The 26,630-nt window shown below is 69.4% G+C and carries 24 protein-coding genes and 1 tRNA gene; 13 read left to right on the top strand and 12 right to left on the bottom strand.

Features of this window, described 5'->3' with window-relative positions:
- Positions 1-16 precede the first annotated feature (16 nt).
- Positions 17-1,588 carry an adenylate/guanylate cyclase domain-containing protein gene (locus FQ137_RS00665; protein WP_149290688.1) on the bottom strand — a complete coding sequence of 524 codons (1,572 nt, stop codon included), beginning with the start codon at positions 1,586-1,588 and terminating at the stop codon, positions 17-19.
- Between the two features lie 73 nt (positions 1,589-1,661).
- On the opposite strand from FQ137_RS00665, the gene FQ137_RS00660 reads away from it, so the two are divergent.
- The 6 genes from FQ137_RS00660 to FQ137_RS00635 all read left to right on the top strand — a co-directional run bounded on the left by FQ137_RS00660 (position 1,662) and on the right by FQ137_RS00635 (position 7,338).
- On the top strand, positions 1,662-2,879 hold the full coding sequence (locus FQ137_RS00660) for a DNA polymerase III subunit delta' (protein ID WP_149290687.1): 1,218 nt from the start codon (positions 1,662-1,664) through the stop codon (positions 2,877-2,879).
- 93 nt (positions 2,880-2,972) lie between these two features.
- Positions 2,973-3,048 (top strand) — tRNA-Thr (locus FQ137_RS00655).
- A 209-nt stretch (positions 3,049-3,257) separates the two neighbouring features.
- Positions 3,258-4,061: a crotonase/enoyl-CoA hydratase family protein gene (locus FQ137_RS00650; protein ID WP_149290686.1), complete on the top strand. Its 804-nt coding sequence runs from the start codon at positions 3,258-3,260 to the stop codon at positions 4,059-4,061.
- An 8-nt stretch (positions 4,062-4,069) separates the two neighbouring features.
- A complete protein-coding gene (locus FQ137_RS00645) occupies positions 4,070-5,233 on the top strand; it encodes an acyl-CoA dehydrogenase family protein (RefSeq protein ID WP_149290685.1) in 1,164 nt (387 codons plus the stop codon).
- Positions 5,230-6,405, top strand: a complete 1,176-nt coding sequence (locus FQ137_RS00640; protein ID WP_149290684.1) for an acyl-CoA dehydrogenase family protein — start codon at positions 5,230-5,232, stop codon at positions 6,403-6,405. Before FQ137_RS00645 ends, FQ137_RS00640 begins: the two co-directional genes overlap by 4 nt.
- 63 nt (positions 6,406-6,468) lie before the next feature.
- Entirely contained in the window at positions 6,469-7,338 is an 870-nt protein-coding gene (locus FQ137_RS00635; protein WP_149290683.1) for a DUF1542 domain-containing protein, read from the top strand.
- Positions 7,339-7,386: 48 nt separating this feature from the next.
- Here the strand turns inward: FQ137_RS00635 and FQ137_RS00630 are convergent, their stop codons facing one another.
- On the bottom strand, positions 7,387-8,214 hold the full coding sequence (locus FQ137_RS00630) for an HNH endonuclease family protein (protein ID WP_149290682.1): 828 nt from the start codon (positions 8,212-8,214) through the stop codon (positions 7,387-7,389).
- 128 nt (positions 8,215-8,342) lie between these two features.
- Between FQ137_RS00630 and FQ137_RS00625 the strand changes: the two genes are divergently transcribed.
- From FQ137_RS00625 to FQ137_RS00605, 5 genes are all read left to right on the top strand, one after another.
- The gene (locus FQ137_RS00625) at positions 8,343-9,863 is read left to right on the top strand and encodes a molybdopterin-dependent oxidoreductase (protein WP_149290681.1); all 1,521 of its coding nucleotides are present in this window, start codon (positions 8,343-8,345) and stop codon (positions 9,861-9,863) included.
- A gap of 22 nt (positions 9,864-9,885) precedes the next feature.
- Positions 9,886-10,107, top strand: coding sequence for a heavy-metal-associated domain-containing protein (locus FQ137_RS00620; RefSeq protein WP_149290680.1), 222 nt, complete (start codon positions 9,886-9,888; stop codon positions 10,105-10,107).
- A 73-nt stretch (positions 10,108-10,180) separates the two neighbouring features.
- Positions 10,181-11,947: a hypothetical protein gene (locus FQ137_RS00615; RefSeq protein ID WP_255583283.1), complete on the top strand. Its 1,767-nt coding sequence runs from the start codon at positions 10,181-10,183 to the stop codon at positions 11,945-11,947.
- A gap of 97 nt (positions 11,948-12,044) precedes the next feature.
- Positions 12,045-14,141 (top strand): DUF6541 family protein, encoded by a 2,097-nt coding sequence (locus FQ137_RS00610; protein WP_255583282.1) that lies wholly within the window; start codon positions 12,045-12,047, stop codon positions 14,139-14,141.
- Positions 14,142-14,230: 89 nt separating this feature from the next.
- A complete protein-coding gene (locus FQ137_RS00605; protein ID WP_149290677.1) occupies positions 14,231-15,169 on the top strand; it encodes an NAD-dependent epimerase/dehydratase family protein in 939 nt (312 codons plus the stop codon).
- Positions 15,170-15,173: 4 nt separating this feature from the next.
- On the opposite strand, the gene FQ137_RS00600 is transcribed toward FQ137_RS00605, so the two are convergent.
- The 5 genes from FQ137_RS00600 to FQ137_RS00580 are packed head-to-tail and all read right to left on the bottom strand — an operon-like array spanning position 15,174 to position 19,005.
- Complete coding sequence (locus tag FQ137_RS00600; protein ID WP_149290676.1) at positions 15,174-15,890, bottom strand: hypothetical protein; 717 nt, start codon at positions 15,888-15,890, stop codon at positions 15,174-15,176.
- An 11-nt stretch (positions 15,891-15,901) separates the two neighbouring features.
- Entirely contained in the window at positions 15,902-17,542 is a 1,641-nt protein-coding gene (locus FQ137_RS00595; RefSeq protein WP_149290675.1) for an alpha/beta hydrolase, read from the bottom strand.
- Positions 17,539-17,859 carry a hypothetical protein gene (locus FQ137_RS00590; protein WP_149290674.1) on the bottom strand — a complete coding sequence of 107 codons (321 nt, stop codon included), beginning with the start codon at positions 17,857-17,859 and terminating at the stop codon, positions 17,539-17,541. Before FQ137_RS00590 ends, FQ137_RS00595 begins: the two co-directional genes overlap by 4 nt.
- 7 nt (positions 17,860-17,866) lie before the next feature.
- On the bottom strand, positions 17,867-18,256 hold the full coding sequence (locus tag FQ137_RS00585; RefSeq protein WP_149290673.1) for a DUF2304 domain-containing protein: 390 nt from the start codon (positions 18,254-18,256) through the stop codon (positions 17,867-17,869).
- Positions 18,253-19,005 carry a glycosyltransferase family 2 protein gene (locus FQ137_RS00580; protein ID WP_149290672.1) on the bottom strand — a complete coding sequence of 251 codons (753 nt, stop codon included), beginning with the start codon at positions 19,003-19,005 and terminating at the stop codon, positions 18,253-18,255. The genes FQ137_RS00585 and FQ137_RS00580 overlap by 4 nt, the downstream gene beginning before the upstream one ends.
- 63 nt (positions 19,006-19,068) lie before the next feature.
- Here FQ137_RS00580 and FQ137_RS00575 point away from each other — a divergent pair, with 63 nt between their 5' ends.
- Positions 19,069-19,965, top strand: a complete 897-nt coding sequence (locus tag FQ137_RS00575; protein WP_149290671.1) for a glycosyltransferase family 2 protein — start codon at positions 19,069-19,071, stop codon at positions 19,963-19,965.
- Between the two features lie 114 nt (positions 19,966-20,079).
- On the opposite strand, the gene FQ137_RS15275 is transcribed toward FQ137_RS00575, so the two are convergent.
- Together FQ137_RS15275 and FQ137_RS00570 are read right to left on the bottom strand one after the other, a co-directional pair.
- A complete protein-coding gene (locus FQ137_RS15275; RefSeq protein WP_188064697.1) occupies positions 20,080-20,241 on the bottom strand; it encodes a hypothetical protein in 162 nt (53 codons plus the stop codon).
- Between the two features lie 51 nt (positions 20,242-20,292).
- The gene (locus FQ137_RS00570; protein ID WP_188064695.1) at positions 20,293-20,910 is read right to left on the bottom strand and encodes a TetR/AcrR family transcriptional regulator C-terminal ligand-binding domain-containing protein; all 618 of its coding nucleotides are present in this window, start codon (positions 20,908-20,910) and stop codon (positions 20,293-20,295) included.
- 150 nt (positions 20,911-21,060) lie between these two features.
- On the opposite strand from FQ137_RS00570, the gene FQ137_RS00565 reads away from it, so the two are divergent.
- Positions 21,061-21,918, top strand: coding sequence for a phytanoyl-CoA dioxygenase family protein (locus FQ137_RS00565; RefSeq protein ID WP_149290669.1), 858 nt, complete (start codon positions 21,061-21,063; stop codon positions 21,916-21,918).
- A 25-nt stretch (positions 21,919-21,943) separates the two neighbouring features.
- On the opposite strand, the gene FQ137_RS00560 is transcribed toward FQ137_RS00565, so the two are convergent.
- Genes FQ137_RS00560 through FQ137_RS00550 form a run of 3 tightly spaced genes read right to left on the bottom strand, consistent with a single transcriptional unit; the run spans position 21,944 to position 26,605 of the window.
- A complete protein-coding gene (locus FQ137_RS00560) occupies positions 21,944-23,935 on the bottom strand; it encodes an arabinofuranosyltransferase (RefSeq protein ID WP_149290668.1) in 1,992 nt (663 codons plus the stop codon).
- The gene (locus tag FQ137_RS00555; RefSeq protein WP_149290667.1) at positions 23,932-25,230 is read right to left on the bottom strand and encodes a polysaccharide biosynthesis protein; all 1,299 of its coding nucleotides are present in this window, start codon (positions 25,228-25,230) and stop codon (positions 23,932-23,934) included. Before FQ137_RS00555 ends, FQ137_RS00560 begins: the two co-directional genes overlap by 4 nt.
- Complete coding sequence (locus FQ137_RS00550) at positions 25,208-26,605, bottom strand: M1 family metallopeptidase (RefSeq protein ID WP_149292541.1); 1,398 nt, start codon at positions 26,603-26,605, stop codon at positions 25,208-25,210. Before FQ137_RS00550 ends, FQ137_RS00555 begins: the two co-directional genes overlap by 23 nt.
- Positions 26,606-26,630 lie beyond the last annotated feature (25 nt).

Here is a 26,630-nt window from a genome sequence, read left to right as displayed (position 1 = left end):
CGCCGGAGCGGGGGACTCAGTGCGCTGGGTCGTCGACCGGTCGCAGAGCGACGGTGCCCGCCTGCCACCGATCCGCGAGGGTCGGTCGCAGCGGGCGGGCGAGCTGGGTCATGATGCCGCGGCCGCGCAGTTCGACGCTGCGGCCCAGTACCCAGCGCGCCGCCTCGGGCGCGTCGGCCTGATGGATCGCGGCCGCTGAGGCGAGGACGTGTCCCTGCTCCATCTTGGCCAGCGTCGTGAGTCGCGCGGCCTCGTTGACCGGGTCGCCGATAACCGTGTACTCGAACCGCTTGGCGTGGCCGATGTGTCCAGCGATGACGGTGCCGTAGGAGACGCCGATCCCCGCCGAGAGCGGTGAGAGCTCCGTGAGCCGGCTCTGCAGCGCCCGCGCGGCTCGGAGTGCGCGGCCAGCCTCGTTCTCGACCTCCAGCGGTGCCCCGAATACCGCGAGTAGGGCGTCACCCTGGAACTTGTTGATGTATCCGCCGTTGGAGTCGACGGACTCGACGGCAATCCGGAAGAACTCGTTGAGCACGGACACCACCTCGGCGGGGTCATTCGCCGCCGCGAACTCCGTCGAGCCGGTGAGATCGACGAAGAGCACCGCGACCTGGCGTTCCTGACCGCCGAGTTCGGTGCCACGCTCGAGCGCGTTGCGGGCGACGTCCTCGCCGACGTAGCGACCGAACAGGTCCTGGATGGCCTCGCGTTCCTGCAGGCCCGTCACCATCTCGTTGAACCCCTGCGCGAGCCGGCCGATCTCAGAGCTGTCGTAGATCGTCACGCGGGTCTCGAGGTCCCCCTGCTTGACGCGACTGACGCCCGCCTGCATCTCACGCACCGGGTCGGCGATCGAGTCCGAGACCAGTCCCATGCCGATGGCTCCGGCGATCACGGCGACGCTGGCCAGCACGGCGAGCGGAACGAGGATCAATTCGGGGTCGTCGCCGAACAGGCCGAACCAGTGGCCGGTGAGGATGAGCAGGGCGCCGGCGATCGGGATGACCGTGGTGAGCGACCAGCCCAGGAAGATCCGGCGACGCACCCCGGGGACGTGCCGGTTCGCCGGCACCCCGCGGGACAGGGCGCGGACAGTGATCGGACGCATGATCCGCTCGGCCTGGAGGTAGGAGATCAGGCACGTCGTGCTGCCGCCAAGGAGGCTGGTCACGGCGACGATGAGCGCCAACCTGGGGGAGTGCCCCACATTCACGGCGACGAACAGCACCGTTCCGATCACCCACATGGCGCCCGAGATGAGCGCTTGGTGGAGTGGCAGCCGCAGGGTGCGACGCCGGATGGCGCCGTCGAACTCCGCGCCGGAACGGTCGACCTTCAAGACGGGGAGGAGTAGGAGGGTCGAGGCGATGACCCCGCCGATGAACGCCAGGACAAGGTAGCCGATGAACAGGTATTGGTTGAGGAATCGGAACTCGTTGAGATCGACGAACCGGTCCATCGGCAGGACGAAGCGTAGGAACGCGAACACGAAGACCGCGCCGATGATGTTGGCCTGCACCATCGTCAAGGCATAGACCGGCCAGGGCGTGGCCCACAGCCACCTGAACAACCTAGCCCATCGTTCCATCGGTCCCAGACTAGTTCGCGCCGGTTGTCCCGGAGACGCAGGTGTGTCGGGGGGCGAGGTTAGGGTAGGGGTCATGCCCGGGGTGTTCGATCGGTTGGCCGGACAGGCCGACGTCGTGGCGGAGCTGACCGCTGCCGCCACGGCAGCCCGTGCCCGGGTGCCGGGGCAGGGGTGGGACTCCTCGGACGCTCGGATGGTCCACGCGTGGCTGTTCACCGGCCCGCCGGGCAGCGGCCGGAGCGTGGCGGCCATGGCGTTCGCCGCTGCGCTGCAGTGCGAGCATCCGGACGTCGTGGGCTGCGGGGAGTGCCGAGCGTGCCACACGGTCCTCGCAGGTACCCACGCGGACGTGCACCTACTCGCGCCACAGGGCGTGAACATCCTGCTCAAGGACGTCAAGGAGACCATCCACCGCGCGGCTAGCCGCCCCGGCACCGGGCGCTGGCAGATCGTGGTGGTCGAGGAGGCGGACCGTCTCACCGAGCAGTCCGGCAACGCGCTGCTCAAGGTGGTCGAGGAGCCGCCCAGCCGGACCGTCTTCCTGCTCTGCTCGCCGACCACCGACCCGATGGACATCATGGTGACGCTGCGGTCGCGGTCGCGGAACGTCGCTTTGCGTCAGCCGAACGCGGCGGCGGTGGAGCGCGCGCTGCTCGCCGACGGGGAACCGATTGATCCCGACCTGGCCCGGTGGGCGGCTTCGGTGTCCTCCGGGCACGTGGGTCGCGCACGATGGCTGGCCACCGACGAGGCGACCCGGGAGCGAAGAGACGTCGTGCTCCAACTGCCCATGGTCATGCACAATCCCGGGCGGGCGTTCCCGCTCGCTGACCGGCTCGTCAGCGCCGCGGAGCAGGAGTCCCAGGCACGTAACACCGAGTCCGACGAACGCGAAGTCGAGGAATTGCGCACCGCGCTGGGTGCGGGCGGCACAGGCAAGGGCACCGCGTCGGCCGGGAGGGGTGCCACCGGGGCGGTCAAAGAGCTCGAGAAGGCCCAGAAGTCGCGGCGGACCCGCTCGACCCGCGACTCGCTGGATCTCTCGCTGGTCGACCTGGCCGGGTTCTACCGTGATGCGCTCATGGCCGCGATGGGTGCTCGCGACGTCGACCCGGTGCATCCGGACAAGGCAGACGAGGCGGCCCGCCTCGGCGGCCACTATCCGGCAGCTTCGATCCTCCAGGCGATCGAGGCTGTCCAGGAATGCCGAGCCGCGATCGAAGTCAATGTCAAGCCGAAGTTCGCCGTGTCGGCGATGGTGGGGGCGATCCGCGCTGCGCTCGGATCCTGATGCCGACGAGCGGATGGTCTAACGGGCCGGAGTCCAGCTCGTTTTCGGCGGCGGGGGTCGGTCGGATATAGTTGCGTCGCCCCACAAGGGCTCGCCGCGTTAGCTCAGTCGGTAGAGCATTTCACTCGTAATGAAAAGGTCGTCGGTTCGATTCCGACACGCGGCTCCATCAGGAAGAACTCGAACCCCGGTCCGTCCAGGCCGGGGTTTCGTCGTCTCCGGCCCAGGACCCCCGGGCGCAGTGGCCACTGCGGGAACGATGACGGCGGCGGTGGGCGCTGACTACAGTCGGAGTGAGATTGACGGAGTCAGAACACGGATCGTCAGAACACGGACTGTCGGAACGTGGACCGGAACCTCTACCCAGGAAGAAGCCCCATGGCCTCAACTCCCCTGCTCGTCGAGCGAGCCGACCACATCGAGACGTGGACCCTCAACCTGCCCGAGGCTCGCAACCCCATTTCCGATCCAGCCATTGTTGACGCGATCTGCGAACAGGTGGCGGTGGTCAACGCGGACCACGACGTGCGGGCGGTCGTGCTCACCGGGGCGGGATCCGCGTTCTCCGCGGGCGGCAACGTCAAGGACATGGTCAACAGGTCCGGGATGTTCGGAGGTAGCCCGTATGAGCTCCGCGACGGGTACCGCCAGGGCATCCAGCGGATCCCGCGCGCGCTGTATCACTGCGAGGTTCCGGTAGTCGCGGCGGTCAACGGGCCGGCGGTCGGGGCAGGGTGCGACCTCGCCGTGATGTGTGACCTCCGAGTCGCCTCCACCACGGCGTGGTTCGCCGAGAGCTTTGTCCAGCTGGGCATCATTCCCGGCGACGGCGGGGCCTGGCTGCTCACCAAGGCGATCGGCCCGGCGCGAGCCGCGGAGATGGCACTGACCGGGGACCGGGTCACGGCCGAGCAGGCCGCCGAGTGGGGCCTGGTCAACCGGGTGGTTGACCCCGACGCACTGATGGGCGCTGCCCGCGAGCTGGCGGCCAGGGTGGCCAAGAACCCGCCGCACGCGGTGCGGATGGCCAAGAGACTCCTGCGCGAGTCCCAACACCAATCGCTTGAGTCGCTGCTCGAACTCTCGGCCACGATGCAGGCGCTCGCCCACCACACCGAGGACCACCGCGAGGCACTTGCCGCGTTCGGGGAGAAGCGTCCCGGCAACTTCACCGGCCGCTAGCGGTATCGATGCCGACGCGAATCGCCCCACCGACCACGCTGGCGTCGGGGGAGATGGCCGCACTGAGAGCCGAGGTGCGGGCCTTTCTCGCGGAAGAGATCGACGCGGGGCGGCTCACCCCGTGGATCGACACGTGGCTGACCAGGTGGGATGAGGACTTCACCCGCCGGTTGGCTCAACGGGGTTGGGTGGGGATGACGATCCCCACCGAGTACGGGGGCCGCGGGCGTACCTTCCTCGAACGCTTCGTCGTGACCGAGGAACTGCTCTCGGTGGGCGCGCCCGTCGCGGCGCAGTGGGTCGCCGACCGTCAGATCGCCCCGTCCCTGCTGCGGTACGGAACGGAGGAGCAGAAGCGCGAGTACCTGCCCCGGATCGCCGCGGGCGAGTGCTGCTTCGGCATCGGGATGAGTGAACCGGACTCGGGCTCCGACCTCGCGAGTGTCCGGACAAAGGGGGTCCGCGTCGACGGCGGCTGGTCGATCACCGGGACAAAAGTGTGGACGTCCGGCGCCCAGCATGCCGAGGCCTTCATCGCCTTGTGCCGGACCGAACCCCTCGATACGTCGAACCGTCACGCGGGCCTGAGTCAGTTCATCGTGGACCTACGCAGCGAGGGTGTCACCATCCGCCCGATCGTGTCGCTGTCGGGGGATCACCACTTCAACGAGGTGGTTCTCGATGAGGTGTTCGTGCCTGACCAGATGGTCTTCGGCACCCTCGGCCACGGCTGGGAGCAGGTCAACTCCGAGCTTGCGTTCGAGAGGAGTGGCCCCGAGCGGTTCCTGTCCTCGTTCCGCGTGTTCGCCGCTGAGATCGGTGCGGTCGCGGCGGGGGCGCTGCCCGCCCGCGCGGACCTCGGCCGGTCGGTGGCCCGCATGGCCGGGCTACACGCCCTCAGCCAGAACATCGCCGGTTCCCTCCAGCGAGGCGAGCCGGCAGACACCGCGGCGGCACTGGTCAAGCTGCTCGGAACCACTACCGAGGGTGATCTCGTGGATGCGGTGTCCGCCGGTCTCGGTGACGAGTTCGCCGCCGGGGACCTCCCGGTGGTGGCTGAACTCTCTGACCTACTCAGGGCCGGGCTGCACCAACGCCCCGGTTTCACGCTCCGTGGCGGGACCAATGAGATCCTGCGCGGCGTGATCGCGCGAGCACTGGGGATGCGATGAGCGGCGTCATCGATCCGAGCTCCGTTGATCCGAGCGCCGCGGCCGCCGCTCTCGCCGTCGACGAGGACCTCCTCGCGATGATGGGCGACGTCCTCGCCGGGCACTCAGGCTCGGACGTCGAGCCCGACCCGGTGAAGGTGTGGCAGAGCCTCGTCGAGGTGGGGCTGGCCCGGCTCACCGCCCCCGAGTCCAGCGGCGGCAGCGGCGCGAGCTGGGCGGAGGCGGCTGCGCTCCTCCGTCTGTCCGCGGCCGCGGGAGTGGCCACCCCTTACGCCGAGACCGACCTCGTCGTCGGGCCTCTTCGCCGCGCCGCAGCCCTCAACGATGCCACCGACGGGACGGCGACCCTCGCAGTGATCGGCCACGATGGGCACGCGCGGCGCGTGGCCTGGGCGGGCGGCACGGACTCTGTCCTGTTCGTCCGACGAGCCGGAGGGGACGACGACGAGGTGCGCTCGGGCGGGGCCAGAGGCTACGAACTCGCCGAGGTGCCGACAGGTCGAACCGGGGTCACGTCCGCCCAGGGGATCTCGGCGGTCCCGCTGGGCGATCTTCGACCGCCGCCGGATGCGGCGTGGACTGCGGTCGACGGTGCTGCGGTCGAGGCCGCGGTGCTGCGAGGAGCGCTGGCCAGGGCGCTGCAGTGCGTGGGCGCCGCGGAGGGGATGCTCGACTCGGCGATCGCCCACTCGATCGAGCGGAATCAGTTCGGCCGGCCACTGGCCCGGTTCCAGTCAGTGCAAAACCTCGTCGTCGACATCGCCGCGGAGACGGTCCTCGCGCGGGCGGCGGTCGACCAGGCCGTCGCTGACGCCCTCACCTCGGACCTCGCCGGGCCGCTGTCCGGTTTCCGGGTGGCCGTGGCGCGTAGCGTCGTCTCACAGGCGCTGGCGGTGGCTGTCCGCAACGCCCACCAGGTCCACGGCGCGATGGGCACCACCCACGAGCACCCCCTGCATCGCCTGACCCTGCCCGCCCTGCAGTGGCGTGGCGAATTCGGATCCGCTGCATTCTGGGAGTCGTTGCTCGCCGACGCGGCCGTGGCCGGGGGAATGGACGGGGCGTGGCCGATGGTCGTCGAGGGCGCCCCAGTCGAGGGCGCCGCGGCTGCGTGGCTCGACTGTGTGACGGGAGCCCACTCACGTGGTCGCCGGGCGGCCGAGCCCCGATAGGACCGCGCGCCCGCAAGCCGTGATCTCGGTACCCTCGGGAACAGTACCGAGAAAGGTCGTGTCGTGGAGTTTCTCCTCATCGCCGCAGTGATCGCGTTGGCCGTCGCTGTGGTCTCCCGCAGCCAGAACAAGGGTCAGACCCAGCTGGAGGCGCACCACAACCGCCACCTCGAGGACTATCGGGCCGAGGCGGCCCGGTGGATCGAGCGACTCGGTGGCCAGGTGTTCAACCTCGACGGCACGGACGAGGCGTCCAAGCAGGCCATGGCAGACGCGTCGGAGCGCTATACAGCGTCCGTGTCCGAGTTGGAGAACGCCCGCACCCCGGTTCAGGCGCAGCTGGCCAAGGACACCGCCCTGGAGGGCTTGTACTACGTGCGAGCCGCCCGCTCGGCGATGGGCCTGGACCCGGGGCCCGAGCTGCCCACTACCCCCGGTCAGGACCGCGCGGGCCGGGTGACCGAAGACCGCACCGTCGACGTCGAGGGTCGGACCATGAAGGCGGCGACCGAGCCGAGTGACGAGACTCCGCACTACTACCCGGGTGGCGTCGTGGCCGGTCGACCGGTCCCGGCCGGCTGGTACTCGGAGCCCTGGTGGGCGTCGGCCCTGTCCACGGGCGTGTGGATGATGGGCTCGATGATGATGTTCAACATGATGTTCGCCGGGATGGGGGGCGTCGGTTACTCCGGTGAGGATTTCGCTGCCGGTATCGGCGAAGGCGGCGTCGACGTCGGCGACATGGGGGGTGACGGCGGCGATGGGTTCTTCGACGGGGGACTCATGGGCGGTGACGGCGGAGACGCCGGCGGCGATGGCGGGGGCTTCTTCGACGGTGGACTGTTCGGCGGCGACGGTGGGGGAGACGGCGGCGGGGGCTTCTTCGACGGTGGCCTGTTCGGTGGCGACGGCGGCGGCTTCTTCGACTTCTGATCCGGCCGCATCGCGCCCCGGCCAGCCCCGGTCCGCGCACCGCCGGGATCAACAGCCGGCGAGGACACGGTCCATCGCGTCCCGCTCGGCCTGCGTCACCCACAGCCCGTAGCGCTCCTTGACCAACACCTGCCGTGACACGTACGAGCAGCGGAACTCGCGACGCGGCGGGAGCCAGGTGGCGGTATCGCCGTCGCCCTTCTGCTGATTGGCCCGGCCCGCCACAGCCAGCAGGTTGAGCGGGTCGTTCGCGAAGTCACGCCGCTGCTCCTCGGTCAGTTGCTGCGCACCCTTCTGCCAGGCGTCCGACAGGGCCACCACGTGGTCGATCTGCACCTGCGACGATGTGGCCTGTCCGCGGACGAACTCGATTCGCTCCCCGGTGTACGGCCCGTCCAATACTCCGGTGAGCACCACGCAGTCCCTGGTCCCTGGGCGGAAAGTGACGTCCTGCAGGTCCCGTTTGAGGATGTCGTTGCGAGTGTCGCAACCATTGCGTCCAAACTCGACGGACACGTCGTCGGTCCACGACTGCCCGAACAGGGCGCGGTCGTACCCCGTTTTGGGCGCACGCCCCTTGACCGCGAGCCGGGGCAACGCCCCGCGCGCTGAGGCGATGAGGGGATCGCCCGCCGTGTCGCCCCCGGGCGCGGCCGGAGGCGCGTGCTCGTCCGGGCTCGCCGACTCCGCACCGGCGGTGGGCGCCGGTACCGGCGACGACGGCGAGATGGTCCTTTCCGGAACGACCACCGACGTCGGGGGAATGCCGATCGTTCCCGGGCGGGCGTCCTCGGCCTCGGCGCACCACCCGATCCCGGCCAACACCACCACACCGAGGACGACGGCACCGATTGCGCGAGGGGTTCCGGAACTCATGCCGGTCACCATAGGAGACCCCTGAACACGGCGTCCTGTACGCCCTAGGGTGACTAGCAGGCCAAACCGAGGTGCAGCGACCGCCGCACCCGTTGATGCCCTGCTCGCGAACCGAAAGGTCTCATCTCATGGTGGATCCGGACTTTCCGCTCTGGCTACGCACGGCCCACCTGCTCAACTTCGTCCTCATCGGGATCCTGCTGCGCAGTGGCTGGGAAATCATCGCGTCGCTGCCCCGCTTGTGGTGGCGGAACGACTGCAAACCCGGTACCGAATGGATCAAGTTCACCCGGCGCGCACTGCCGGAGGAGGAGGGTGTCTACACCTCGCTCATGGATGAGCGCTCGGCCAGCCCGCTGCTGACCCTGCCGGGGCACAAGAACATCGGGCTCGGCCGGCATTGGCACGGTCTCGGCGTCACCTTGTGGCTCATCAACGGCATCGCCTACGTGGTCCTGCTGTTCGCCACCGGGCTGTGGCGGCGCATCGTGCCCACCTCCTGGGACGTGATGCCCGACGCTTGGGAGTCGATGAAGATCTACGCCGGACTCGGCGTGCCGTCGATCGAGCACTTCCAGCCGTACGACGCCCTCCAGATGCTCACCTACACCGGCGTGGTGTTCCTCCTCGCGCCGCTGCTCATCTTCACGGGCATTGCCATGTCCCCGGCGGTGCGGTCCCGTTTCCCCTGGTACGTCAAAATGTGGGGCGGACACCAGGGTGCCCGGTCGCTGCACTTCATCGGCATGGTTCTCATGACGCTGTTCATCATCATGCACGTCGGCCTGGTTTTTCTCGTGCACACCGAGTACAACCTGCCGCACATGGTCTTCGGCGTCACCGACACCGCCCGGTTCGCGCAGGCGTTCACCATCACCCTCATCACGATCGCCGCCGTCATCGCCTTCTGGATCGCGCTGAGCTACCTCACGCTGCTCGACCGCGCCCGGTCGCAGCGCATCCTCGTCGCACTCACCGAGCCGGTCCGCAAGCTCACCCTCAACTGGATGAAGCCCCGTTGGGGCCAGCAGAACACCTTTACCGAGGACGACATCTCAGAGTTCCACTGGACAAACGGCCTGCCCCCCACAGACGACGAGTCGCCCGAATGGCTCCGGTTCAAGGCGGACAACTTCGTCGACTGGCGGCTTGAACTCGGCGGTGAGCTCAACGGCGAGACGCGGTACCTCAACCTGGAGGACCTGCGGGCCCTGCCGAAGACTGAGTACATCGCCGTGCACTCCTGCATGCAGGGGTGGACCGCGACGGCCAAGTGGGGCGGGGTGAGACTGCGCGACGTCCTGGACCTGCTCGGACCGAGGCCGGCGAACGGCAACTACGTGATGGTCACGTCCCACGGTCTGGCCCAGGAGATGTACGACCACCGTCCTCGGGAGCCGTTCTACGCGGTGCTCGACCTCGACATGGTCGCGGAGGACGACACGATCCTCGCGTATGAGCGCAACGATCATCCGCTCGACATCCACCTCGGGGCGCCTCTACGTCTGCGCGTCGAGTCCAACCACGGGTACAAGATGGTCAAGTGGATCAAGTCCATCGAGTGGATCGAGGACTACTCGGAGTACGGTGACGGTCGCGGCGGGACCCGGGAGGACGCCGCCCTGCAGGCGTTCAACGGCCGCATCTGACGCGGCGGCGAGAGGATCCACGATGAAGAGCACGATCTACTTGGTCAGCGGGATGACCTGCGACCGCTGCGCCCGGGCGATCAAGGACAGCGTGAGCACCGTGACGGGCGTCGGCGGGGTGGCCGTCGAGATACTTCCTGACGGCAAGTCCCGGCTCATCTTCAAGCACAAGGACGACGTCGAACTGGATCGGTCCGAGGTCGAGGCCGCGGTACATCGTGCGGGTGACTATCGCCTCCTCTGAGTCCGCGGTGAAAAGACACTCCCGGCCGGCGGATAGTCCTCTCCCCCTTCTGGCGGCCTGTGCCCTCGTGGTGGTGGCGGCCACTGCGCTACGTGCGTGGGTCGCGGCGGCGGGCTGGTTCTACTGGGATGACCTCATCCTGCACAGCAGGGCGGCCGCGCGACCGTTCCCGGACCTCCCGTTCCTGTTCGCGGACCACGACGGTCACCTCATGCCCGGCGGGATGGCGCTGACCTGGATCGCCGCCCACGCCGCACCGTTGGACTTCCGCATGCCGCTGCTGCAGATCGCGGTGCTCCAACTGGTGGCTGGCGCCGCGCTCGCCCGGATGCTCTGGGTCCAGCTGTCCGGGCGCACGGTGATGCTGGTCCCGCTCGTCGCGGCGCTCGCGATCCCCCTCGGACTGCCCTCGGCCACATGGTGGGCGGCCGCCCTCAACGCGCTGCCGCTCACCGCCGCGATGGCGTGGACGGTGGCGTCGATGGTCCGGCTCGGGCGGACGGGTCGTCGACGGCACGCTGTGGGCGCCGCGGTGGCCACTGTGGTCGGGCTGCTGTTCGTGGAAAAAGCTCTCCTCATCCCGGTGGTGGCCGCCGCAGTGCTCGCGGGCTCGTGGTGGACTGCCGGAGGGAGCCGCGCTGAACTGCAGCTGCTCTGGCGCCGGACCCGCTGCGCCTGGTCGGCGCTGGCCGCGATCGTGACGGTGTGGGCGGCGATCTTCGTCGTCGTCGTCGGTCGTGTGGGCGGGGCGTCGTCAGGCCCCCTCCCCGTTGAGCGCGAGGCCGGCGCCGGGGGCGCCGGTCCCGGCGTCATCGAGCTGCTGGACCACGCCTACAGGCTGGCGGTGGTGCCGACGCTGGGCGGGGGACCCTGGCGGTGGGGCCGCTGGCACCCGGGACCCCCCATGGCCGACCCGCCTGTGGTCGCCGTCGTCGTGGGCTTCCTGGCCGTCGCGACCGTGCTGACGTGGTCCCTGATCGCCCGGCGGCGAACCGGCGCCATCTGGGCGGCTGCGGCACTGTACCCGCTGGTCTCGGTGGTCCTGGTCGCAGTCGGGCGCACCGGCCCGGACACCGCGGCGGAGATCGTCCAGACCCTCCGGTACCACGCGGAACTGCCGGTGGTACTCGCCGCGGCTGCCGCCCTGGCGATCGCGGCACCGCGATCGGAGCACGGAGAACAGCGTCTCAGCCACGCCAGGAGGTGGCTGCCGGCGTCAGGCGCGCTCGGCCTGGCCGTGCTGGTCGCCTCCTCCGTCGTCTCGACCGTCACGTACCGGCACGTCTGGTCCGAGCAGCCCTCCCGCGACTACACCGAGCCGCTGCTCGCCACGCTGCGGGAGCGCACCGAGCCCCTGCTGGACACGGAGGTCCCGCTCGAGGTGCTGCTGCCCGTCACGACGCCCGCGAACCGACTGTCCGCGCTGCTGACCGGCGTGCCCGATGTCCCGGAGGTGGGGGCATGGACCCGCGACCCGGTGGCGATCGACGCGCACGGTGCCCTGCATCCCGCCGACGTGGTCCCTGGCCGCTCCCTCCCGCAGGGGCCCGAACCCGGCTGCGGTCACCGCGTCGGCCCGGACGGCGCCCGGCTCGCGTTGGACGGGCCGCTGCTCGGGCGCGACTGGGTGGTCCGGCTCAACCTCTTTGCGGACGCCGACGGTCACGTGGCCGTCCGACTCGACGATGGCGATGAGGTGACGGCCCCCGTGGAGTCCGGGTTGGGGACGGTGTTCGTCCGCGTCGAGGGCGGAGGGACGAGAGTGACCGTCACCCCGGGCGGGGGTGCATCCGAGCTCTGCGTGGGGAGCGGGCCGGTGGGCGTGCTGGTGCCGCGCTGAGGTTTCCGGATCCGGTGGACCATAATGGGAGGTCTGACGACAAGGCCGCGGGCAGGGCGACGAACGGAGGCGGGTCATCGACATCGCGTTGGTCATGATGACCCTCACCGCACTCTTGGTGGTGCCCGGCGCGTTCGTCGGCGTCGCCGCACAGTTGCCCTTGCGCCTCGCGGTGGGCACGTCGATCCCGGTCTCATTCGGCATTGCCGCGATCGCCGGATACGTCTACGGGCGGTTCGAGGTGCCCTGGTCACTCGGCGGGTACGCAATCGCCACGGCCGCCACCGCCGCGGTGGTCGGTGTCGTGGGTCTGCTCATCACCGGGGTGACGTGGGTGTGGCGACGACGACGTCGCAACGCGGAGTCGGCGGGCGGCCGGGACGGGGGCCGCCGAGCCGGTCAGCGCTCGTGGTGGTGGTTGCTCCCGGGCGCGGCGATACTCGTCAGCGCCTGGCTGATCGGTCAGATGATCCTCACCGAGCTCTCGGCGACCCCCGGTGGGACGGCGAACGTTTTCCAGGGCTGGGACGCGCACTGGCACGCCAACTACATTCGCTTCATCCACGACGCCGGACTGGCCTCGCCCGATCAAGCGGGGCAACTGCGCTACCCCGAGAACGGTGCGGCCCTCTACTACCCGAGCACGTGGCACGCGATCGCCGCGCTGGTCATGGGCCTGCGTGGGATCGGCGCGGTCGAGACGTACAACCTCGTGCAGATCGGCAGCGTGGCCCTGGTGTTCCCGCTGGGTGTAGCGGCGCTGGCCTGGCTGATCACCCATCGCCGGTTCTCGCGGCCGGTCGTCGCCACTTCGGCGGCCGTCGCGGCGATGGCCACTCCGCTGTTCCCGGGCCTGCCGTTCGTCGAGGTCATGGTGGCCGCGACCCCCTCCGCTGTGGCCAACGGCATGTCCGGGCTGGGGGCTGCTGTCGTCGTGGCGGCCCTGGCCGATCGGCGCCTCATCCCTGCCGCCGCGCTCGGGTTGGTAGGCATCGGCGGTGTCCACCCCTCGGCCATGGTCACTGCCGGCGTGTTCGTTCTGTTCTGGTGGCTCTTCGACGGGCTGTGGCGACCGGTCCGTGGCCGCGTCCGGGATTTCGTGGTCCTGGCCGGCATCGGGTTGGCCGGTGTCCTCACCCTGCTGCCGCAGGTGCTCACGGTGTCCGAGGAAGCCGACGACATTTCCGCCTTCGAGTTCGAGATCAACGCCGATCGCGCCGCCACCTGGGGCAAAGCGGTGGGCCTACAAGTGCGCCACGTCCAGGATTGGGGCGTGCGATGGGTGCTGCTCTCCCTGGCCGCGCTGGGACTGCTAGTGATGCTGCGCCAAAAGATCTTCTGGCCGCTTCTGCTGTGGGGCGGGCTGCTGGTGGTGTGCGTCAACTCGATGAGCGTGTTCGGAAACTGGACCGGCGGCGTACTCCGCGGGATGGGCAGCGTCTACTACAACGACCCGCGCCGGATCGGCGTGGCGCTGGCCGTCGTGGTGGCCGCCGCGGTGGGTGTGGGCGTGGGGGCGACCGCGCAGATGCTGGCGGGCTGGCTGGGCCGGTTGGTCGACCCCATCACCGACCCGGACGGCGGCGGGGTGCTGCTCGCCCGGGTGGCCGTGGCGCTTGCTGCCCTGGTAGGGGTGGGCTCCTGGGTTATCCAAGCTGCTCCCGAGTACGCGTCGGCGGCCGGGCTCAGCCAACGCTGGGGCCGCATGGTCGACGAGCACGACCTGCGCGCCTTCCGGTGGCTGTCCGAGCAACCCAACGCCTACTCGGGCTTGATCTACACCAACCCCGACGAGGGGTCCGGCTGGATGTACGCCACCGACGGGCTGCCGTCGACCTCGCGGCACTACCTGCAGCCCGGTCCCACCGCCCCGCTGACCTCCTTCCTGTCGAACCGGATGGACCAGGCCGGAGTCGACCCGCGGGTCGACCGCGCGTTGGCGGACCTGGGCGTGACCTACGTGTACATCAGCCCGCCGAATTATTGGGGCTTCCAAAAGCCGAACGAGCATCTGCTGCGATTGGACAGCACGCCCGGGTTGGTCAGGGTGTACGGCGAGTCGCAGGTGCGGATCTACGCCGTCCGGGCCGCGTTCACCGACGCCGAGTTGGCGCAGGTGCTGGCGGACTCGCCGTTCCCTCCCGAGCGACGTACCCCGCTCACAAGGGCGACGGGGCTGTACGGCCCGGAGTGATTTCGCGACCTGGCCGCCGGTCGTATCCTGAGCAGTGGCTTCCGGCAGGGGAGCCGCGGCGGGTTCGCCGCATGACGTGAGGGGATCAGATGCGCGCACTCGTGACGGGAGGGGCCGGATTTATCGGTTCGACCCTGGTGGACAGGTTGTTGGGCGAGGGTCATGAGGTGACCGTGGTGGACAACCTGTCGCGCGGCCGGCTGGAGAACCTCGCAGGCGCCCGTGAGGCCGGTGACCGCTTCGAGTTCCACGAGCTCGACCTGACCGACCCGGCCATCGAGGACGTCATCGCCCGCGACCGGCCGGAGGTGATCTTCCACTTGGCCGCGCAGATCGACGTGCGCCTGTCGGTCGACGACCCGGTCCACGACGCCGAGGTCAATGTCGTGGGCACCGTGCGGCTGGCTGAGGCTGCCCGCAAGGTCGGCGTGCGGCGGATCGTCTTCACCTCCTCCGGTGGGTCCATCTACGGTCCCGTCACCGAACTCCCCGTCGCCGAGACCCGGCCCGTGGACCCGCTGAGCCCGTACGCCGCGGGCAAGGTGGCGGGGGAGATCTATCTGGAGATGTTCTCCCGCCTGTACGGCATCGAGTGGGCGGGCGTGGCTCCGGCCAACGTGTACGGTCCGCGCCAGGACCCACACGGCGAGGCCGGAGTGGTGGCGATCTTCTCCCAGCGACTACTGGCAGGTCAGCCCACGCGCGTGTTCGGCGACGGGGGCAACACCCGTGACTACGTGTACGTCGACGACGTGGTGGACGCCTTTGTCCGGGCCGCCGAGGTCCCGGCCGCCGCGGGCCTGCGTTTCAACGTCGGCACCGGCGTGGAGACCACTGACCGTGGGTTGCACACGCTGGTAGCCGAGGCCGCAGGGGCAGCTGACGATCCCGAAACCGCACCCGCCCGCCTGGGCGACGTCGCACGGTCGGCGCTCGATTCTGAGCGCGCCGCCGAGGTGCTCGGGTGGACACCGAGGGTGACGATCCGCGAGGGAGTCGCCCGGACCGTCGACTTCTTTCGCGACTGAGGCGCTAGTCCTCGTCGGTGCCGGCTGCGCCCGCCGGAGCCGGCGCTACCGCACCCGCGTCAGCCGCGCCGGCTCCGGCAGCCTCGGCGCGGACGGTGTTCGGCTGCGGGGCCACGTTGGGGCGGGGCAGGAACGGGCGGAGCAGGTCGGGGAATCCGGGTGCGGGGCGGGGGCCTTCGGGCTGCCTGACGTCGAGTCCGCCCTCGCCGGCATCGTCGACACCGCCCGCAGCGTCGCCCGCCGCGTCAGCCTCCGCTCCCGTTCCGCCCGCATCTTCGGCAGGCGCCGCCGCAGCGGCAGCCGGGGCCGGGGCCGCCGGCACGATCGGGACCTGACGGGCGGCGGCGACCTGCGGAACTGGGGCCACGGTCGGCACACTGGTCGCTGGCGCCCCAGGCTGGGACACAGGGTCGGTCTGATCGTCGGCGACCGCGGCCCGGTGAGCCTCGGTCGGCTCTTCCGTGCCCTGCTCTTCTGTGGTGGGGTCAGTGCTGCTCGGTTCAGTGCGGCGCTCGGAGGTCGTTCCGGCGATCCGCTCGGCGGTGGACCCAGCGGTTTGTGCGGATTCGACCTGCATGCGGGCCCGCTCGACGGCCTGGGCGCTGCGGTGCGAGTCGTACCAGAGGCCGGTGGAGATCAACCCGACAGACAGGACGCCCAAGACGCCCATCCCCACGGCGGTGAAAGACGGTCGGGTGAACCGGGTGTCGAGCCAAGCCATGGGCTCCAGTATCAAACAGCCCCAGCGGGAACGCCAACCTCGTCCACTGCCGCGCGCGTCGCCGGCGGGACCGTGGTCAGTCGCTCCGGCGCCTCCCAGAGCACGGTCGCGTCGCCGTACGGGTCCTGATCGCGACGGAGCAACAGCCCCACGGTGTGTCGACGGAGGATGGGGACGATCCGCCCCTCTTCGCCGCGGCCGACGCTGGTGTGGCGCGCCCGAATCTCCCGTTCTCGCCAGAGGGCGACCGGACCGCCGAGCATCACGGTGAGCATCGCCCGGAACGCGCCACAGTCCCGGTCGAATACTCCGCCGTGGCCGCGGGTGCCGTAGACCGGGGAACCGTCGGTGAAATAGCCGGTATCGAGCCGCACGGTGCCGTCACCCAGGTCGGAGTGCGACCATCGCCGCCGCAGACCGAACCGGACCTGCAGGAGTTCCACCGGGTCGCCGGGAGCGGTGAGGGAGTACCGGCGCACCGGGCCGGGGGAGCGCCAATCCGACGGCACTGTGACGCCGGCCCCGAGATCCGGCGACTCAGCGTAGATCACCCGGTCGGCGCGCAGGCCCAACCGTTCGGCGGTGCCCACGATCCGTCCGCCGTACGAGTGGCCTACCACCGTGAGCGCGGCGCCAGGGCACTCGATCTCCATGACCCTGTCAACCTCGCGGCAGAACCGGACCAGGCGTGGAGCCATGGTCTCGGCGAATCGAGGATTGCCGGCGTCGGCCATGATGTCCTGCGGGAACTCGCCGTCGAGGAACGTCAGCACTGCCAGGCGTCCGCCGCCGGCGTCGACGAGGTCCAGTGCGACGTCGGTGTTGACGTGGGACATGTCCAGGTTGGTGCCGGTGCCGGGCACGTAGACCGCCACCGCCTCGGTATTCCGGCCGAGCTCGCCCACCAGCTCGATCATCTTCCCACCGCGGTGCGGCGAGAACGCCGGAAAGGAACGACGACGACGAGCATCGCGTCGCGCCATCGTCTCCAGACGCCCGATGCGCGGGCTCCACGGAGTACCCGCCAGTTGTTCGCGGTGGAGCGTCCTGCGCACGGCCACCGCGTTGGCCCGGGCCCGCACCGGCCAAGGCACGCCGTACGTCCCGCCCACGGCCTCGGGCTCCGCCAATGCCAGGAGCCGCCGGTCGGCGACGGGCATTTTCTCGATGCTGGCATAGACCTGTTCGGGTTCGGCCGAGGCCCAGGAAGTGACCGTCGTGGCGGTGTCGAGTCCGTCCGACTCGACCGCTTCTTCCGGTTCGTCCGGCTCGCGAGCCGAGCCCGCCGAGCCCGCCGGGACCCCGGCCAGCCTGGCCAGATCGGTGAACGCGTTGTCCACGGCGCGGTCCAGTTTCTCCCGCAAGGCCTCGCGCTCGGGTCGGGGGAGCGGGTCCGGGCCGTCGAGGTCGTCCCAGGAGTCCTCTGCGAGCTCGACCAGCCGGTACACGCCCGCCAGGATCTCGGTCAGTCCCCGGGCCTCGCCGTCGACCGCGTCGGCGCACGCGTCCAGGGCGGGGGAGCGGATGGCCGAGGTGAGCAGCGCGTTGCGAGCCGTCGCCAACGCATCCCGCACCGAGACGAGCGCTGCCGCCAGGTCGAGTAGTCGGGTTACCCGGGCCGGTGGCGGGTTTTCCGGGAGTGCACCGGTCACCGTGGCCGCCGGTGCGGCTGGGTGCCCGCCACCGCCCGGACCGCATCCCCGGTTGACGCCTCGGGCAGCGTGCCGTCCGCAAACGCCTCGGTCAGCTCGACCAGGCGCGCAATCCGGGCGGCCGCGGGCTGAAGGAGGGCGCGGATCTCGTCGTCGTCGTCGATACGAGCGATACCCTCGCCCGGCCCGGCCCCCACGGCGGCGACGCCGGCACCCACACGGTCCCCTGCACCGGCGAGGATCGCGTCGAGGCGGTCGCGCGCGACCTCGAGTCGGCGCCGCAACCGCGCGGCCTCACCAGCGATGTCCTCGTTCACGGGTGGGTCAGGGCGCCATCGGGTCGTCGTCGTGCGGGGCCGGCTTCATCGCTCCCGCGTCGACCCGGTCTCCGGGACGCACCGCGTTCTGCAACGCGATCGTCCGGGCCAGACGCGAGTACCGCAGCTCCTGTTCACGGAACCGGACATACGTGGAGACGGTGACAAAGGCGAAGCCCATGACCAGCGCGTACAACACCAGATCGGTGCCGCGCTGCACCCCGAGTGAGTTGGCGACCACGGTGAGATCATCGGGACGGATCACGGCGTACACCATGAACACCACGAACAGTACGAACCCGATCTTCACCCCGGCTTTCGCCCTCGCCTTGCGGCGGTTGGCCAAGAAGAACACGACCAGCGCGGCGCCGGCCAACAGAAGCAGGACTTTGATCATCGGGGCAGTCTCTTTCCCACGAACCCGTCGGAGAGGATGTTGATGCCGTTGAGCAACGACTGGCCCTTGGACATCGAGTATTCGGTGTAGAGGATGTCCACCGGTTGCTCGGCCACCCTCCAGCCGTGTGAGTCCATGAGTTCCACGAACTCGCTGGCGTGGCTCATCCCGTTCATCCGCAGGTTGAGGTCGTCCGCGACGCGACGGTTGAACACGCGCAGGCCGTTGTGGGCGTCGGTCAGACCGAGCCGCCGGGTGCGCGGGCTCAGCAGCACCACGGTGCGCAGCACGAGACGCTTGATCAGCGGGACCTGGTCGTCGCCGCCGCGAGGGCGGCCGAAGCGGGTGCCGACGATGATATCCACCGGCTCGGCGCGCAGCCGCCCCACCATGGCCAGCACGTCCTTGACCTGGTGCTGACCGTCGGCGTCGAAGGTGACGAAGTAGCGGGCCCCCGGCTGCGCGCGGGCGTACTCCACACCGGTCTGGATGGCCGCGCCCTGCCCCAGGTTCACGGGGTGGCGCACCAGGTGGGCGCCCGCACGGTGGATCGCCACAGCCGAATTGTCCGCCGAACCGTCGTCCACCGCCACGATGTTGGGGAACGTCTCGAGCGCCGAGCGCAGCACGTCCTCGATCACGGAGCCTTCGTTGAAGCAGGGAACGATCAACCAGACATCGCGGTTCTCGACGGTCAGATCCCCGCCGGCCGCGCCCGGCCCCGTATCCCGCACACTGTCCCCGTTCATCGGAGGTCGATACTATGCGATCGAACGGACAATCCGGTGACGAGAAGGACGGCGGTTCCCCTGATGGCCATCGACGTGATGCTCCCCTACTACGGGGACGTCGACCATTTCAAGAAGGCCGTGGACAGTGTCCTCGCGCAGAGCTACCGCGATTTCCGGCTGGTCGTGGTGGACGACGGCTACCCGGATCCGGAGCCGGCCCGCTACATGGGCGAGATCACCGCGCGCGACGAGCGGGTGACTTACGAGAAGAACGAGACCAACCTCGGCGCCAACGGAAACTACCGCAAGTGCGTCGGCATGGTCACCGCGCCGGTTGTCGTGATCATGGGTGCCGACGACATCATGCTGCCCAATTACCTACAGGTCGTGGCGGACGGATTCGACGCCGTGCCCGACGCTGCGGTGATGGAGGTGGGCGTCAGCGTGATCGACGAGCACGGCGCGCCCGTCCGGGGACTGTCCGACTCGGTGAAGGCGCTCACCCAGCCCAAGGCGCAGGGCCGCACAGTGCTGCACGGCGAGAAACTCATGACCTCGCTCATGCACGGCAACTGGACCTACTTTCCGTCGCTGGCGTGGAACTCCGAGTGGGTTAAGCGGATCGGGTTCCGTGAGGGCCTCGACGTGGTCCAGGACCTCGCTCTGCTGGTCGACGTCATCACCGGCGGCGGCCACATGATCTACGACCCCACCCTGGCGTTCCTTTACCGCCGGCACGGGGCGTCCGACTCGTCGGTGCGTGCACTCGATGGCCGTCGGTTCGACGAGGAGGCTCGCTTTTTTGCCGGTGAGGCCGACGCGTTTGCTGCCCGCGGGTGGAAGAGCGCCGAGCGGGCTGCGCGCCTGCATGTGACGTCACGGCTCAACGCGCTGTCCCTGCTGCCGACCGCGGCGAAGGCCGGCAAGCTCGCCGAAGGCGGGAAGAAGTTGCTCGGGCACACGTTCCGCAAGTTCTGACCCGAGGTCCGGCGCCGTGCGGGGGAGGGCACGGATGATCGACTGGCACGAGGCGGAGGAGATCCTCAACGGCATCGGCCTGCGATTTCTGATTGCGTGACAGAGCGCCGGGCGTCAGCTGCCCAGGGTGAGAGCGTGGCCGACGCCCGCCACCAGCGCGAGACTGGCCGACATGAACGCGCCGAGAATTGTGTACGGCGGGAGGTTCCCCGTCTGGAGCCAGTCTGTGAATTCGGCTGACAATTGGGATGTCGAGCCCAATGACATGTCGAACATCGCTGCACCTCCGTGCGGTCGACGGCCACGGGCATGGCCGATAGCCCTAGCCTAGCGGCCGACCTCGGTACCAGCGGCTGATCCGGCTGTGGAGAACGCGTTCGTGACGAGATCGGCGATGGCGTCGATGGCGGTGGGGCCGATCTCGTTATGGCCGAATGTGGTGTTCAACAACAGTGGTCCGACGATGATCTCCAGGACAAAGCGCGGGTTGACGTCATCGCGCACCTCGCCGCGTGCTTTGGCCCGGTCGACGACCCGGGACAGGTCCCGCAAGATCGGGGCCCAATGTTCGCGTTGGGTCTTCGCGACTTCGGAGTCTCTGTCGGAGGCGAGCACCGCGTTCATCGCTGCCTCGACGGGGTCTGAGAAGAATTCCGCTAGTTCGCGCGTAAGGGCGTCGATGTCCGTAGCCCAGGAACCCGTGTCGGGTACGACCAGGCGGGCGGTGTGAAGCGTCAGCGCCTCCTTGATGAGTTCGAGGCGGGTGGGCCACCAGCGGTACACCGTAGAGCGATGGATTCCGGCGCGCTTCGCCACTTCCGCAACGGAGAACGCCGAGTTTCCCTGGCGCAGCATCTCCAGCACCGTGGTCGCCACGGTCTGGCGGACGATTTCGCTACGTCCACCGGCGCGTATTCGCTGCGTGCGCGGTTCTCCACTGGACATGCGCCTCACCCTACTCATCGACGGGCCAGGCTCTGGAGGGGACGATCGCGAGCACTAACGCAACAAATGTTGCGTTAAGCGGGGTCGGCGTGGTTTGATGTTGTCCAGATCACAGCAACCTGCACCGTCCACGTTGTACAAGGAGTTCTCATGGCTGAACTGACCCGGGTCCACGCGTCCGCGCCGATCGCGACCATCACCGATACCCTCCTCGAGCAGGGCGCAGTGCTCGTCGAGGATCTACTGGATACCGACCTGCTCGCCCGTTTCAACACTGAGCTGGACCAGCATCTGACGGAATCGGCGCAGGGCGCCGAGCGGGGGTTCGTCAATGAGGGTGTCGCCGCGTTCTTCGGCAATCGCACGGAACACCTGGCCGGGCTGGCGGCTAAATCGCAGGTCTTCGCCACCGAGATCCTCACCCACCCCATCTACCGGGCGGTGTGCGACGAGGTGCTCTTGCCGAACTGTGCCGCGTACCAACTCAACCTGGCTCATGTGCTCAACAGGGGCCCCGGCGGTACGCCACAGATGTTGCACCGTGATGAGGAGGTCTGGTCGCAGCTGCCGTCGCCCCGCCCGAACGTTCAGCTCGCATCGGTGGTCGCGCTGCGCGACTTCACCGCGGAGAACGGCGCCACGCGGGTCGTGCCGGGCAGTCACCTGTGGGACCGCGACCGTCAGCCCACCGAGGACGAGATCGTTCCCGCGGTGATGAAGGCCGGGTCCGGCATCATCTACCTCGGCTCGACCATCCACGCCGCAGGCGCGAACACCACCGCGGACCAGTGGCGTCGTGGAATGCACATCAGCTACTGCCTCGGCTGGCTGCGCACGGAAGAAAACCAATACCTTTCGATCCCGCTGGAGCAGGCGCGCCAGCTGCCGCGTGAATCGATGGAGCTGCTGGGCTTCGGTGTTCACGACGCGATCGCCGATGGCGGTGGATACGTGGGCACCGTCGACCTGGCCGACCCGGTGGACCTGATCGCCGCCGGCAGACTCTGACTGCTGAGCCCGCCGCCGTGCGGGGTCACCGGCGGACGATCACCATCTGCGACCCGACCCGGCGAACGTCGAACAGTGCGGGGTCATCGAATTGCCGCGGTCGGAAGACGATCTCCTCCCGCGAGTTGTTCTTGATGCGCGGCATCTCATTGACCACCGCGGGGAAAATCCACCGGCGGGACCCTTCCCGGGTGAGTACGAGCACGTCGGGACTGCGGAATGCGCTCGACTCCAGTGCTGCGTTCAGTTCCTCGGGGGTCGTGGTGTCCGCCCACTGGCGGATCTCGTCGAGGCGCTCGCCGTACCGGGCCGCCGGTGTCGCGTAGGCCTGCGCAGGGCCCTGGAAGGTGAAGTACGGCCTGTAGACGTACAGGGTCGGGTCTGCGGTCAGCACCACCAGTTCGGAAGGCTCCCGGTCGCCGGTCATGTCGTCGATCGCATCGAGGACACGGTGGGGTACGGCAGGAGTCTGTCTGGCGGCGGCGGCGAAGTGCGTGTCCTCCTCGGAGACGTGTTGCACCATCTGTACCGCTGCGAGCCCGGCGACCAGCACAGCCGCTGCGGTCACCCGGCCGCGGGACTGGTCAGGTGACGTATCCACGGCCCACCGGGCCAGAGCCACCGCGCCCACGGCTCCGGCCACCGAGAGAGCCAGCGTGATGATCGGGATCATCCGGAACGGCAGCAGCGTGCTCCCGGTGACCGCACGCACGCCGGAGAGCACGTACCACCCGAGGACGGCCAGCACCACCAGTCCCAGTGCCTGCGCCAGGATGCGCCTGCGGTCCGCAGTCGGGAGGGCGCTGTCACCGGAGCGGGTGGTCTGCGCGTCGTCTTCCGTACCCATTCGTGTGCGCAGCGCCGTCGTCGCCCGGTCGGCGGCCCGGCCGATCCCGGCGGGCCACACGGTGACCACGATCCACACCACACCGATCAGGCACAGCAGCCCTGACGCGGACACCTCGAACATCGGCAGCGGCCACCGGGACGCGATCTCGGGCGCGAAGTCGTTGGCCACGGAGGTCTCGGTCTCCGCGCCGCCGAGCACCGCGAACAGGTACCGGTGCCAGAACAGCAGGGCGATCGCCGCAGAGATCCCGGCCATCGCGGCCAGTCGGGCGAGCAGAGCACGGACCGCGGCGCGGTCGGTGCGGAACCGCCAGACGTGGATGACGACGACGAGCCCCACCAGCAGCGCCGCGAAACCCGCGATGAGGGTGTAGCCGAGCGCGGCCCAGCCGAGGTACACGCCGATCGTCACGACGAGTGGCCACGTGGGCCTGCGGTGCGTCAGGGATCCAGCTCCTGCGGTGACGCGTGCGCAGAGCAGGAACGTCGCCACGACGACCTGCGGAAGCAGACAGATGAGGATCCACGAGTACGGCTCGTAGGCGTTGGTGTGCACGCCGACGATGGCGGTGACCAGGCCGAACAGGACCGCAAGTCGCGCCGGGACGAGCCACCGCCAGGCGACGAACGCGATCGCGCCCGCGATGCCCATCGTGACGATGGCGTAGGGCTTGTAGAACTCCCAGCCGTCGACGCCGGACAGCGCGGCCAGACGCCCTCCCACCCAGAACCACTGCGGTGGGTAGAAGGGTGCGGCGTCCGCGTAGAACGGATCTGCCAGGGCGGGGGAGTCGGCGAAGCGGGTGACGTAGGCGACGCGATTGAGTTGGTCGCCGCCCAGGCCGTACAGGTAGTGCGGCGTCCCGCCCAGCAGGAGCCCGAGATGGGACGACGCCAGGAAGGCTGGGCCGGCGGTTCCGAGCAGCCACAGGGTCCGCATGCTCGCGGACCGGCGCAAGAGCAGCCACCCGGCAAGGATGACCACGGCCGCGGCCAGGGTCCCGCCGAAGGTCTCGGGCAACCAGCTGGGTTCGACGAACGGAAGGGCGTCGACCGCGGCGAACGTGACGGTCCCGACGACGGCCGCCACCAGCAGCGCGGCGAGCAGTTCGGCGGCGGGCCGAGCGAGGATCTGGGCACGGCGGGCGAGGACGCGGGCGTCGGTCACGGCGCGGGGTGGCCTTCCGCTCGCCCGGAACGCGCAATTCCGAGCAGGTGTAGCGCCACCCCGAATCCGGGTCCGGCGAGCAGCGCGATCGCCGAGCGGGCATCCACGGTGCCGGGCAGGGCGAGGAGGAGGACCGCGGCAGCGACGACCGCGACCCACCACCCGGCGTTGTAGAGCAGGTGATGGCCAAAAGCGAGTGCAGCGTTGCCGGTGATCATCAGCGCGGCCGTCCCCAAGGACGCGGCGGTGAGCGCCGCCAGGACTGGTCCGGGGAGGACGAACTCGTCCTCGAACAGAAGGCCGATCAGCCAGGGGCCGATCAGCCATGCGGCGCCGGCGCCCGCGACACCGACGGCCGTGACGAGCCCCAGGGGTGCCGCCAGAGCGCGGACGCCACGAGCGCGGCGTTCGACGAAATACACGATGATCGCGCTCTGGAAACTCGTGAGCGGGACCAGAAGCGGAGCCCGGGTGAGAGTGATGGCGAGGATCACGGCGCCGACCAGGGGGGCGGAGTCGGACTCCCGGGCGGTGGCGGTGACGAACACCGGGAACCCCACGACTAGGGCGGACGTCCCCGCGGAGGCGAGCATCGCCGACCCCGTATGGCGCCAGAACGCGCTGCGGCCGACATCGAGGGCCGACCGGAGAGCGGCCCGGGTCGCGGCGGAGAACGCGACGAGCAGCGCCCACGTGAGCGTTCCCGCGACGGTGGCGACGGCGAATCCCAGCCCGGCGTCGCCGAGCCACCAGGCGACGCCCGCGACAGCGAGCCGCAGCGTCGCGTCCACGGTGAGGAGGACCGCGTACATCCCCCATCGTTCGGTGCCCGACAGCGCACCGGCGGTGGCGGCCTGCAGCGCGAACCCGAGGATGCCCACGGCCATGATCGCCACCCCGGCACCGGAGTGCGTAGCCAGCCCCAGGGTGGGCCAGGCGGGCCAGCTCAGCAGTACGGCGGCGGCCAGCCCGAGCCCGAGCATCAATCCGGCCGGCAGCAGTCGCACCCGCGGCCCGAACGGTGCCGGAGACTGACCGCCACGGGCCGCACGGACGGCCCGCGTTGTCTCCTGCATGAGACCGTTTGCCACGCCGCCGAGGGCGAAGAACGCCCCCCAGTAGGAGGCAAAGAGTCGGTAGTCGGCCGGGCCCAGAGAGCGACCCACGATGACCATGATGAGGTATCCGGAGGCGGCGGCGAACACCGTCGCCAGGGTCAGTGCGCGCAGCCCTCCCGCGCCGGCGGGAGCGGGCGCTGGGCGCGGGGCGGACTCAGCGGCTGCCGGTGTCGTCATCGGGCATACCGAGTGTCGGCGGCAGGGGCTCGGAGAACAACCAGGCGTTCCACAACGGGCGCAGATCGACGGGGGAGTGGTCGGCGGCCATGTGGAGGAAGTCGTCGGTGGTGACGGATTTTCCGGTGTGCTCGGCCACCCACGCGCGCAGGAGGTCGAAGAAGCGGTCGTCGCCGATCGTCAGGCGCAGTGCATGCAGGGTCAGGGCGCCACGCTTGTAAACGCGGTCGTCGAACATGTTCTTCGGCCCGGGGTCGGACAAGAGGATGTCCTGGGGGGAATTCTGCAGCTTGGAGTAGTAGCGCAGGGCGTGGCTGGCGGCGTCGGCGCCGCCGGAGAATTCGGTCCACAGCCACTCTGCGTAGCAGGCGAACCCCTCGTGCAGCCAGATGTGTTTCCACTGGGCGACGGTCACGGCGTTGCCGAACCACTGGTGGGCGAGTTCGTGGGCGATGAGCCGCTCGTCCGAGTCCGGCCGGTCCCCGGCCTCACACGTGGTGCGGCCGAACGTCGACATGCCCATCGCCTCGAGCGGGATCTCGAGCTCGTCGTCGGTCACCACGACCTTGTAGCTGTCGAACGGGTACGGGCCGAAGAGGTCGGAGAAGACCGCGAGCATCTCGAGCTGACGGTCGAAGGCCTGCCTGAATCCGCGCTTGAGTTCGGCGGGGACGAAGGCGTGGAACGGCACCGGCCCCCCGGTCAACTCGAGATGCTCATAGCGGCCGAGGTTGATGGTGACAAGGTAGGTGGAGGTGGGGTGCGGCAGGTCGAAATCCCAGGTGGTCGTGCTTCCGCTGCGCTTCTTGCCGACCAGCGTGCCGGTGACGACGGCGCGGTAGGGCGAGTCCGTCGTGAGCCGGATGCGGAACGGGGCTTTGGAGGAGGGATGGTCGTCGCAGGGGAACCAGCTGGAGGCGCCGTTGGGCTGGTTGGCTACTAGGACGCCGTCGGTCAGTTCCTCCCACCCGACCTCCCCCCACGCGCCGCGGATCGGCTTCGGGTTGCCGGAGTAGCGGATGGTCAGCGTGAACGACGATCCCGCGTCGAGCGGTTCGGCGGGGGTGATCGAGAGTTTGCCGCGGGGTCGGGTGTAGCGGACGGCCCCGCCGCGGTCGATCACCACCTTCGACACTTTGAGGTGCGGGGAGAAGTCGAGCTGTATCGACTCGAGCGTCTCGGTGGCGGTGGCCGTGATGACCGCCTCCCCACGGAGGTTGTTGGGGCTCATCTTGTAGTCGAGATCCAACTCGTATCGCGTCACGCGGTACCCGTGGTTGCCGGTGCCGGGCAGATAGGGGTCGACCGGGTCGGCGCCCGACGGCGTGTGCGGGGCCGCGATCCTGGCGACGAGGTCTGACGTGACTGCCTTCAATTCCATGACCTGCGCGAGTCTAGAG

Source organism: Dietzia sp. ANT_WB102 (assembly GCF_008369165.1).
Taxonomy (GTDB): domain Bacteria; phylum Actinomycetota; class Actinomycetes; order Mycobacteriales; family Mycobacteriaceae; genus Dietzia.
Note: the sequence above shows the minus strand (reverse complement) of the source record. Positions and strands in the feature narration are given on the sequence as shown.